Origin of the sequence: Streptomyces sp. NPDC086080 (assembly GCF_044540255.1) — a bacterium.
Classification (GTDB): domain Bacteria; phylum Actinomycetota; class Actinomycetes; order Streptomycetales; family Streptomycetaceae; genus Streptomyces.
In genome coordinates, this window is sequence record NZ_JBITRU010000075.1 from 1 (window position 1) to 10999 (window position 10999).

The 10999-nt window shown below is 67.7% G+C and carries 5 protein-coding genes and 1 pseudogene; 2 read left to right on the forward strand and 4 right to left on the reverse strand.

Annotated features, from left to right (window positions below):
* Window positions 1-529 precede the first annotated feature (529 nt).
* Both ACIF9R_RS37575 and ACIF9R_RS37580 read left to right on the forward strand, forming a co-directional pair.
* On the forward strand, window positions 530-1330 hold the full coding sequence (locus tag ACIF9R_RS37575) for a hypothetical protein (protein ID WP_399987517.1): 801 nt from the start codon (window positions 530-532) through the stop codon (window positions 1328-1330).
* A gap of 142 nt (window positions 1331-1472) precedes the next feature.
* Window positions 1473-1700, forward strand: a complete 228-nt coding sequence (locus ACIF9R_RS37580; protein ID WP_138913360.1) for a hypothetical protein — start codon at window positions 1473-1475, stop codon at window positions 1698-1700.
* A gap of 167 nt (window positions 1701-1867) precedes the next feature.
* Here ACIF9R_RS37580 and ACIF9R_RS37585 read toward each other — a convergent pair.
* The 4 genes and pseudogenes from ACIF9R_RS37585 to ACIF9R_RS37600 all read right to left on the reverse strand — a co-directional run.
* Window positions 1868-3451 (reverse strand): annotated as a pseudogene (locus ACIF9R_RS37585) (Helicase associated domain protein); the annotation flags it as partial.
* 183 nt (window positions 3452-3634) lie between these two features.
* A complete protein-coding gene (locus tag ACIF9R_RS37590; RefSeq protein WP_399987519.1) occupies window positions 3635-5806 on the reverse strand; it encodes a CHAT domain-containing protein in 2172 nt (723 codons plus the stop codon).
* 424 nt (window positions 5807-6230) lie between these two features.
* Window positions 6231-7562, reverse strand: a complete 1332-nt coding sequence (locus ACIF9R_RS37595) for a hypothetical protein (protein WP_399987521.1) — start codon at window positions 7560-7562, stop codon at window positions 6231-6233.
* A 774-nt stretch (window positions 7563-8336) separates the two neighbouring features.
* Window positions 8337-10811: a preprotein translocase subunit SecA gene (locus ACIF9R_RS37600; RefSeq protein WP_399987523.1), complete on the reverse strand. Its 2475-nt coding sequence runs from the start codon at window positions 10809-10811 to the stop codon at window positions 8337-8339.
* Window positions 10812-10999: the final 188 nt, after the last annotated feature.

The following is a 10999-nucleotide window of genomic DNA, read 5'->3' on the forward strand; positions in this document are numbered from 1 at the left end:
CCCCACCCGTATGCGCCCAGCGGTCCGCGACCACCCGATCGAGACTCCCGTTCGAAACGCATCTCTCAAGATCGGAACGACAACAGCTTCTGAGCCGAGGTGCCCACTGAGCAGCTACCAGTCAAGGAGCCGCTGTACGGGCCCGCTGGGCGCCCCTCGGTCAGAGCAGTGCCTGAAGGGCGCTCAGAGGGCCGCCCGCGGCCTCGTGCTGTGGGTGCTGGCGGAACGGGGCCAGGGGTGCGAAGCGGGGTCGGCGGCCGGAAAAGCGAGGTGGTCGGTCGGGTCCGCCGTCGTGCTGGGACGGCGGCGGCCGGGCATGCGGGTTGAGGAGCTGAGGCGTACCCCATCCCAAACAGTAGTTATCCCAGTTGAACTTTCACCTGGGTCTCCCACTTGGATCTGTCACATGGATCTTTCAGCGGCTCTCCCATACACCCGCTGGGACGTCCATGATCAGCCGCTGGTACATCAGACATCGATAGGCTGGATCGTTTGGGATCAGAGGGCCCAGCTGGCTACCTTCTGGGGCATGAAGACGACGACGCCCGCCAAGCGGGACATGCAGGAGACGACCGCGACTGGGCGGGACACTCGTGCGGCGGTCCTCACCCGTTCGATCCGGGCCAACGTGCCGCTGCGCAAGACCTTCGTCCAGGCGAACAAGGGGGCCGCCAGCCGCCATGGGCCCCTGAAGGACTTCGTGACCGGCAGGGACCTGCGAGGCCTCAAGGCCTACCTGATCATCGTGGCCGCGTGCAGCAACGGGGACAACGGCTGGTCGACCACGCACGACAGCGCGGTGTGGGCGCGGCTGATGGACATCCACGAGACCGCGACCGACCAGTCCGCCCGTACCGGTGCGTGGCGGGCTCTGCGCCGGCTGCAGGCGCGGAAGCTGATCGAGTGCAGCCGCAGCGGAACCATGATCACGGTCACTCTCCTGCGCGAGGACGGCAGCGGGAAGTCCTACGACCGCCCCGTGGGCGACACGGAGGAGAACCGTTTCCTGCAGATCCCAACCACGTTCTGGACGCTGGGCCGTGACGAGGTCCTGGATCTGCCGGCCCTGGCCCTGTTCTTGGTTGTCGCCCGCGAGAAGAACTGGTCGACCTTCCCCGCGGAGAAAGCCCCCGAGTGGTACGGCTGGTCCCCCGACACTCACGAACGCGGGCTGAAGAAGCTCGTCGCCCTTGGGCTCGTCGAGCGACGCGAGCACCGCACCAAGGCCCCGCTCTCCCCGCTCGGCTTCACCATGGTCCACCAGTACCAGCGCACGGCCATCACACGGCCGCGCAAGCCCAGGAAGACGGCCGCAGCTGCTGGGCGGTGATCCCGGCCGACTTGCGGGCCGCAACCCCGCCATCTCGCACTCTGCTGTCCGTCTGGCACCCCGCGATGCACGGGGTGTGGGCGCCTCGTGCTCCGCGTTCCGCCTGCGGACCGTCCGCAGGCATCCCAGGGAGGAAACCATCATGTCCACCGGTACCAACCAGTCCCAGCAGCCGTCGGCCACGCAGCCCTCGGGCATGGACCCCGTGCTGCTTCTGGTGCTGGGGATCGTCTTTGTCCTAGTCCTGGCCGCCACGCTCTACCTGTGCCTCGTTCACCCCTCGTTGACCGGGCCGATCGGGGCGGTGGGCGGGGTGGCCTCGGCGCTGATTGCCGCGTTCGCCGTGGCATTCGCCCTGCGCCGGAGCTGACGACCGGCGGGCTGGGCGGCTGCGATTGTCAACGGGAACCCTTCCGGGTCTTGGCCAGCGGCAACCATGGGCTGATGGCACGAGGCCCACTCCAGGACGCTTGTCCTGGGGCCTGGCCGTGTACTTCGGTGACCATCCGATTCACCGCCCGGCTGGCTAGCGGAGCATCAGGCCCATTGCATGCCGAGTTCTCGTAGTGCGTCCAACTGTTCAGGGGTGAGCTTGTCGCGACGGGTCTTGGTGTTGGAGACCCATACGCCCAGCTTCACGATCACCGGTTCACTCTCGCCGTCGACCACGATTTCTTCGCTATGGCCGCGCGGCACCGGCCGGTCCACGCCCTCTCGCTCTACCCACTGTGCGAGGGCCGTCAGGCTGCGCTGGAACGCCTGCTGTGCCCTGTTCGGGCCCTTCGTCGCGCCCTTGGCCGCCGGAGCCTCAGCGGGCTTGATGTCCAGCCTGGACAGCCGTTCCTGCTGCTCGGTGGACAGTTGCGCCCAAGCGGCCGGCTGGGTCTGCCGCTGGAGCCACCGTCCGATGTCGTCGCCGTCCATGAGCACGCCGGGTGCGATGTCGGGCAGGTGGCCGTCGGCGTCGACGAGGTCGGCGAGGACGCGGTAGTGGCGTTGCCAGTCCAGGGGCCACGGGCAGTCCCAGTCCGGGTCGATCGCGGTGAGCTGCGCCGCACGCTGCTCCGCCCGCTTCAGGTCCTTGCCTAGGCCGTTTTTCGCGCCCTTGCGCCGCAGGTTGGCCATGTGCTGCCCGACGGGCACCATTGCCTCGCCTTCGCCCCAGACCGCGTCCTGCCGGGGAGCGAGGTGCCCCGTGGCCCGCCGGTAGGACCGCAGCGCGGCGAGCTTGGTCTCCCAGGCTTCTTCGCCGGGCTCCCAGACCATCCCGGCTTCGGGCACGTCCAGTAGTTCCTTGCGGTGGGGATCGAATTCACCGGCGCGCAGCGCTTTGCGCTGCTGGTGCACCCACCGCCCCAGCGGAAACGTCTTCGTCGCGCCCACCTCGACCTCAACGTCGTAGGGCACGGCGTAGAGGCCGGTGATCTCGTTCTCCTTCCGCCAGCGGATCAGGGCTTGGTAGCCCTCCAGCCACACCAGCGACTCGGGTCGGTACACCCGGGTGCGCAGGAACGCCGCGATGGCGGCTGCGTCCCGGGGAGAGGAGAAGTGCAGCAGCGCCGACTCGACCGCACCATCGGTGTCGTCGTGCTCCTGGTCCTCGCTCACCTCGCCGCCGGCTCCGACGATCTGCCCGTCTTCGTCACGCCGGAGGTGCACCTTGCGCTGCCCGTGGGTGAGGGCGCGGGAGGCGAGTTGCTCGACCAGACGCTCATCGTGGGAGCGCAGGCCTTGGAGGACGGCTACGAGGGGGCGGAAGCTGGCGGAGGCGACCATGTCGGTCGGGTCCTCGCCGGGCTGGAGGAAGACGGGCACGATGATGCGGGCGACCTTGGTGGTGCCGTCGCGGTTGGGCCGGAGCGCGCGGCCGATGTTCTGCACGATCTCGACCTGTGAGCCGCGGGTGTCGGCGAAGCACACGGCCCCGACTCCCCGCTCGCCGGTGATGTCCACGCCTTCCCCGAGCACGCGAACGCTGGCGAGGAAGGCGCGGTGGACCCGGCGTCCGGCCGCGTCGATGCCGTTGGCGAACTGCCTGATGACCTCGCGCCGTTCGGTGACGAGGTGGTCGCCGCACAGCCACGCTGACCAGACGCGGTCCGGGGGTACGTGGCGGCCGGCTGCTGGTATGCAGGGGAGTGTCAGTTGGACGTCGTCATTTAGGTGTCAGCGGCGCAAGCCCGGTGACCTGGCGGTTGGCGCTGACGCGTGGTGCTCATCTGGTACTGACATGACTGACGAAGGGGCATGTCGTTCTCGTGCAGACCGCTATAGCGGTTGCTGGGTTTGCGCTGGTCAGAGGCGTTACATGCCCGGAGTGTCGGAGTCCGGCCAGAGCGCCGCGACGCGTTCCTCCATGGAGGAGATGAGGATCCGCTCGGGACGGCCTGCAAAGAGGTAGAAGAGTGATTCCGGGACGTAGCCGGGGCGCCGGAACCAGTTGCGGACCTGTTCGCCGCGTCCCTGATCATCTGCGATCTCGCCGAGGACTTGTTCGGTGTCCTGGTAGATGTGGGCACCGCGCAGCCGCCCGGCCGATCTGCTGATCATGAATTCCTGTAGTGGGGCCAGCCCGCCGCCCGGGCCGGGGGTCCGTCCCCAACTGCTGAGCGACGGGGTGGACATGAGGATGTCGTTGACGGTGTTAGTGGTCTGGGTGTGATGCCACACCTCCAACAGTGTGGCGTGACGTCCTTGGTTGATGAGGTGGTCGGCGAGGTTGGTCAGCAGGCGGCCGGTCAGCATCATGTTGCGGCGCACGTCCACGGGCACTTGGGTGCCGAGTACGGCCAGCGCGCCCTCGCGCAGCAGGAGATCGGTGATGGAGACGGCACTGGCGCCCCGGGGAGCGACGTGACAGGCGCTGAGCACGATCACGGGCGGGGCATGTTGCAGGCCGAGCTCGATGTGCGGTTCGTCGCCGATGACGATGGCTGCCGTGTTGCCAACGAGGGTGCCGTGCGCGCTGATGATCAGCATGTCTGGTGTCTGCTCGCTGACGGCCTCGCGCAAGGCATCCAGGGAGAGCGTCTGCACCGCGTGGATACTCAGCCCCTCGACGTCCTTCAGGGTGTCCTGAGTGATCCGCCAGCCGTCTCGTGAGATCTGGCCCACCGGGTCGCTGGCAGGGATACATTCCGCCACTAGTACGCGGATGCGGTTCTTCCACTCGATGCCGCTGGCGACGGCACCGGCCTTCTGCACGGTGCGGGTCAGCGGCAGCAGCGGCTCGTACGTCAGGGGCAGGCGCGCCGCCAGCGGGGCGGTGTCGCCGGGCATGGTGGCAAGGCCCAGCGGGAAGTTGGAGAACACCGTGAGCATCGACGCCCGGCTGATGGCCTCCATCACCGGTTCGGTGAACAGCGGCCTGACGACGGCGTTGAGGCGGCTGAGCAGTTTCTCCACCGAGCGGGGGCGGTCCGCGGCAGAGTCCCGGAAGTGCTTTTCCAGGTCGGCCAGCAGCGTGAACGCGCTGGGGGGAACGGAGGGCATCATCAGTCCCAGGCTGTCGTTGGCGACGGCCCGGTGGGTCAGCGTGTACTCGATGGCCGCCCGTTCGACGTGGGCATCATCGCGTTCACCGATCTCGGTCGACCAGGTGTCGCCGGCGTCCAGGGCCGCGAGCGGGCAGACGCGGGCTTTGCGCAGCTGAGGGGGGTAGGCGCCGCGTACGTATGCGGGGGCGACCCCAGGCAGCGCCAGAGCAACCGGCAGCCGTAGTCGTGCCTTCTCCTCAACGACCGTCCGTCCAAAGACCGGTTCGGCTTCTTCGACAGTCAGTCCCTGACGCTCCAGTCGGGCGGTGGCCGCGACGAGCGTGTGCCCCTGCAGGGTGCGATGAAGCAGCGTACGTGGTTCCTCATCGGCGGGCGCATCGATGTCCCAGCCCATCCGGCGAGCCATGAGACGCCAGGGCAGGTCCAACGCGGCCAGGTCCAGGCGGCGGCTGAGATTGACCTTCCCCGCCAGCGGAGGGACGTCGGGGTATACGCGCTCCTGGATGGCCTGCCAATGTTCTACGAGACTCGCGTCGCCCAGAGATGAGAAGGAGGCGACGGGGAGTTCGACCCCCAGCGTGACCGCTCCCCGTGCGGTCCGCTCGACGAGCTCGTCCGGGCACAACGCCAGCATCGGCCGCCACCACGGGGCCAGAGCCAGGCTGTCGAGCGCGGTGACGGGAACGGGCATCACGTGATGTCCCATCGCCAGCTGCTGCAGGCCCTTCAGCTTCCACGCTTCAAGGTCGACCAGGTCTCCTCGTGACTGCGGCAGATGCAGGCAGTACCACAACCCGGGCAACGCCCGGGCCACGTCGCGTGCCAGTGCGTGAGGGATGGCGAATTGATCGGGGTCCTCAAGCGGTGCGTCGATGACCGGCGAGATCTCTGAGGGAGCCGTGCCGTCCTCCGGGTCGAACACCACGAGGTAGAGCAGATGTCTGCCGGCATCCGGGGGTTGAGGGGCTGGTGTCGTCACTCCTAGAGCCTAGTGCTGTGCAAGGGCTCCCGGGGTTCACCTATCCGCCTGCGGCATCCTGCAAGGAGGGCACCTCCGGCCGGAGGTCCTCCGTCGATGGCGAGGTAGGTGCCTCGGTCGCCCGCGAGCACGGTGACACGGCGGCCCTCAGGTCGTCCAGCGCCCACGCGGACCCGGCGGCGCGAACATAAGGGTGCCGAGCCCGGTTGTACGACGCCTCCTGTCTCAGGGAGGTGTCGTACACATCCCGCAGCCGGGCGTCAGCGCGGTCCCGGGTGGGGCTCGGCTGTCGCATCTGTGGCCGGCGCGCCCGGAGCGAGACCAGTTCGCTGCCTGAAGCGCCGCCTGACGCTGCGCGCTGCGACCAGCGTGAGTGCTGCCGCAAGGCTCGCTAGATATTCGGCTGCGGCTGCGCCGAGAGTGTTCACTGGCCGGCCGCCGGCACCAGGGTGGACGGGCTTGCCGCGGCACGGTGGCGCAGCCCCAGTCGTCTCAGCTTGCGGCGCACCCGGTTGCCGAACGCATCCGGATCGTCAGCGCCGCCCAGAGCCGCGGCCTGGGCCCATGTCACGCGCTGCGCACCGTAGGTCATGGCTACGGCTCTCTCCATGGGTGGCAGATCCGCGAGCACGGCAAGGACGCGGCAATCGTCCACCTCGCCGTGCAACAGGCCGTTCTCCGGGCGCCGGTCATCGCTGACCACATCTCTCAAGGACACCCCCGACGCGACCGGGGCCTCCAGCAGCCGCACCGTGCGGCCGCCGGATTTTCGCTCCCAGAGCGGCTGTAGACAGCGATGTTCCCGTTCGGTATGGCGGTGGAGCAGCTCCATGATCTCGGCATCGCCACTCAGGTGCCCGCCAAGAGCCTCAACCCAGTCACCCAGTAGGGCCATCTCCACGGCCGCGCGCCACGCGTGCGGTCGGCCAAGATGGAGCCACGTCCGAGAGAACTCGTCCACGGCTGCCGTGTCACCCTCGATGCAGGCGTTACGTGCCACCAGCGCGGCCATGACGGCTTCGCGGGTGGTGAATGCTTCTGGTCCACTGAGCTGTTGGGCGAGCGTGTGCAGGACGGCAGCGATGAAGTTCACGGGGGAGTGCCTCGCGTCGGTGTCCTTTCTCCGCCGCCCCCTCTCCATCAAGGCGATCCAGACGTCCTGGGCGAAGGCCCCGTCCTGTTCCTGGTCGACGTTCACGGCGTCATCGGGCAGACCCCGTGCCCTCCACATGCGCGCCATCTCATACAGGTGGCGCACGACAGCCCTGCGGGCTACCTCACCGGCGCCGGGCACGGGTGTGGTCACTTGCCTGGCCATCCGGCGCAGCCGCTCGAGCACCCGGGAGGCCGCAGGCCGAGCCTGCGCCAGCCAGGTCCCGTGCTGCACGGGCACCGGTTCGATTCGCAACGCATACACCGCCTCGTGCACGGTCTTTCCTCTCGGGCTCGTCCGGTTGAGAGCCGGACAGCCCGCCTGCCCATCGCGGGGGCAGTCCGGACAGAGGTAGCGAAGGTGGGCGTTCCGGTCCATCAGCTGTTCCTGCGCGTAGCGCAGGAACCGGATGGTCCGCAACGCCAGTGCCTCGTCCTCGGGCGTGCAGACCTCGATCGGTGAGGCGAAGCGGGCAGGCAGGCGCGTGGCCCGGTCCTGGGTGTCGACCAGCAGGCGAAGCACCCAGCTCTCCAACGCGGCATGAAGCGCCGGGACGCCGACGCGGTCATCGTCCTCGAGATCCGAGTAACACAGCAGGACCATGTGAAGCTCCTTACCTGTAGCGCATGATGAGGCTGCTATCCCTAAGGGTCGGCCTGAAGGCGAACCGGCAATCACCCCGCACCTTTCTCAAGTGATCTACGTCACGCTGCGGTTCTAGGAGGGCCCCAGCCCTTGGAGCTCGGGACGAGCCACGCCGCTGTATCGGGCGGCCGGGCCGGCAGGTCCGCCCGACGGGTCGCGACACACCGGGACTAGGCTGCAGTTGACCGCACCCTCCATCCACCACAGGGCGCTCCCCGCCCGCCGACAGTAGACCGCTGCCCCACGCCCGGTGCAGCGGGTCGCAGAGCACAGCCTTCAACTCTCCGGTCTCCGTGGCGTCTTGCCCGGTACACGGGTTGGCGGCAGAGCGGCCACAGCAGCGTGGCGGAGTTTCGGGCTCGTCGCGCAGCTGGGGTGTGGATGTTGGTGTATGCAGACTCGAAGGGCGCTGGCTGCAGGTGCCGAGCGGGGAAGCAGAGGATTAGGGTGGCTTGTGGCGAGCGGGGCTTTCGAGGAGCTGCAGACCGGCCAGTTCGGGCCGGCCACGTTTGATCTGTTGCGGCGGCTGGTTCACCAGGTGCGCCGCGCCTGACTTACGCTCGCCGCGCCGCGCGGGGGCGTCCAGGCTGAGCCGCGCAAACACCGGCCGGAGCACCGCCTCCTTGCGCGAGACAGAGCCTCTCCTCGCACGGGCGCTGGCCGCGTGCCACTTGGCTTGGCGGCCTGCCGAGATGGCTTTTCTGTGATGTTCGGCAGCCCTGGCGCGAAGGGCTACTGCTTTCGTTTCTGCTTCTGTTTGGGAGTGTCCTTCGTGCCGCGTGGTGGCCGCTTGGCGTTCGGGTGGATCGAGCGTTGAAGTTCTGACGCAGGCCGCAACGACTGCAAGGTGGCAGTCAGCGCGGCGTCGAGCGGCCCGATGTGTCCGTCGTAGAGGGCCCCGACGAGATCGCGAGTCGGTTCGTCGTAGAGGAAGACGACGCCACGCGGCAGGCCGAGCTGATGCTTCTTGGCTCGCAGGTAGCCACGGAGGCTCTTCTCGGCGTCGTCGGGGTCCTGTCCAGCTGGGCGTGTCGCCCACACGAACAACCATCCTTCGGCCGGATCGACGCTGGCCGTGACGGGCACCGTCATGCTGCGGCCCTGGCCGTTCGGGCGCGGGTTGCTGAGGAGGATGTCACCATGGCGCGCGAACTTGTGCTGGGCGGGCGTTGCCAGGGATAGCAGCGTCGCGCCGATGCTGAGCCATCCGGTGACGTTCCATGACTGCAGTTGGTCGAGGAGAGGTGCGAGTGGCGAGGGCACCATCGCCGGCTTGGGTGCGGATCCGGAACCTGTGTCATCACGTCCCTTGGTGTGAAACCACTTGTCGAGTACGTCGGTTCGGCTGGTCAGGAAGGTCGGCTTCTGTGCCCTGTAGCGGCGCAGCTCGGCCGTGGTCGGCTCAGGGAGGAACGGAAACGCGGTACACACCTGTGCCGGGTCGGGTTCGACCCAAAGGCCCGCCTCGAAGAAGTACAGGAACAGGTCCAGTTCGTCCGGTGCATGGAACATGACGGTGACATCAGGGTTGCGGCGCCGACGCAGGTAGAGGAGAAACTCGGCCGGGCGTGTGACGAGTTCGGTGATCAGCTCGAGGTCGTGCAGGGACACCGTCCAGGGGATGTTGTCAGGGGTGAGCAGCCCAGCCCGCACCAGCTCTGCGGTGGCGGTCAGGACGGTCGAGAGGTCGTCGAGACTGACGGCGATGGTGTGGATCTCACGGATGTGGCTGAGGTCGACCCAGCCTTCGTCTTCGATACGTAGGCCACCGTCCCGCTCGAGTGCATCCCGCATTCGGGCGGACTGCTCGGCTGCTTTCGTGATGATGCTGGTCAGATCAGTACGAATCCGTGTCGTCTTCCCTCCGCGGGACAGCGCGCTCAACGCGACGGCCTTGTCCTCCACGATGAGGGCGACGTCGTCGAGGACGATGAGGTGATCGCCCTCGACGCGCTTGGTGTACTTCGCCGGGTCAGCAGTCTCGGCTTCCTTGTCATTCGCAGGCACGTAGTACTCGAACGCGTCCCGGAAGTGAGCCCCGGGGAGTACGCGGTCGAGCGCGTCGCGCGTGCGGGACTCGAGGAGGTCTCCGCGATGCTTCGCGTACTGGCTCCATACGGGCGATGTCTTCAGATGCTCTTCGAGGGTCTCCCGGACGGCGAACACGCTCAACGCCGGGTGCGGCAGCATGAAGCGCCCGTTGTCGGCGACGACGAGCGGCCGGCTACGCAGCGGGTTCCTGCCGGTGGTGAACGCATCAATGACGTCCCCAGAGTTGGCCGTCCCGAGGTCGAGGCGGAACCGTTCGACAACGGCCCCCACACGTTCAACAGCAATGCCCGTGCGCGCGACGACGTCGTCGATCGCGACCGTGGCCTGGTCGCCGTCGGGCTCGAACATCGACATGACACTGGACCTGGCGAGTTCTGCAAGCCCGTCGTCCGCCCGGCCTGCCTCCACCGCGGCCATCGCGTCCAGTACTGCGTCCCCCATCGCTTTGAGGCGGTCATTCAGACCAGCCTCCTGCAGGTGGTGGCATGCGTCGAGGACAGCCAGGGCGTCGGTCGCGTCGAAGCCGAGTTCGGCGTTCAGCGCCGCGCGGACGCTCGGGTTGCCGTCGAGAAGCGCCAGGTTGGTCGTTGCGACCATCTCCGGGTAGGACGAGTTACGCATCCACACCTCGGCGCCACGTATGAGCATGGACACGAGGGCAAGCTTGTCGGTCGGGTCAACAGCGGCGAAGGACCGTATCTGCGCAAGGCGGAGGATCCTGTCGAGTTCGTCCTTCGCTTCGGAGACGAAGTGGCTCATCTCCTGGTCCTCGACTGCGGGGGCACCAGCCGTCGCCGAATCTTGCCTAGCGCCGAGAGCGACCAGCGCCAGCAGTTCCAGGTACGCGGCGCCCGCCTCCGCAGTGACGGGCGTCTCGCCTTCGCGCGCCATCGGCAGGAACCGCTGACGAGCCACCTCGATGAGCCGGATCGCGTCGAACCGCCCCAGCTTCGCGACGAACTCGTCGACAGCCTTGTCGAATGCTGCGTCGACCGCCGCCGCAGGATCATCGCCAGCAAATGTGGCCATGAGCGCCATCAATGCAGTCAAGGAGTCCACCATCACTTGCGCGTGCGGATCGAACGCCGGCGACGTCGGACCGGAACGGCGCTGCCTCCTGTTGCGCGCTTCACGGCGTTTCGATCGGGAACCCATGAGCCAACCTCACCACATATCGGGACTGATCAGCGAACGGTTCGGGTCCGCTTCGATGAGCTCGTGCATCCACGCCCGCTCGCCCCGTTCGCCTAGGGTCTGTCCGGCGGATCACTGGCGGAGCCAGAGCCGGATTGCTGCGGCGGTGACGGTGCCGTGGAAGACGTAGGCCCGCTTGTCGTAACGAG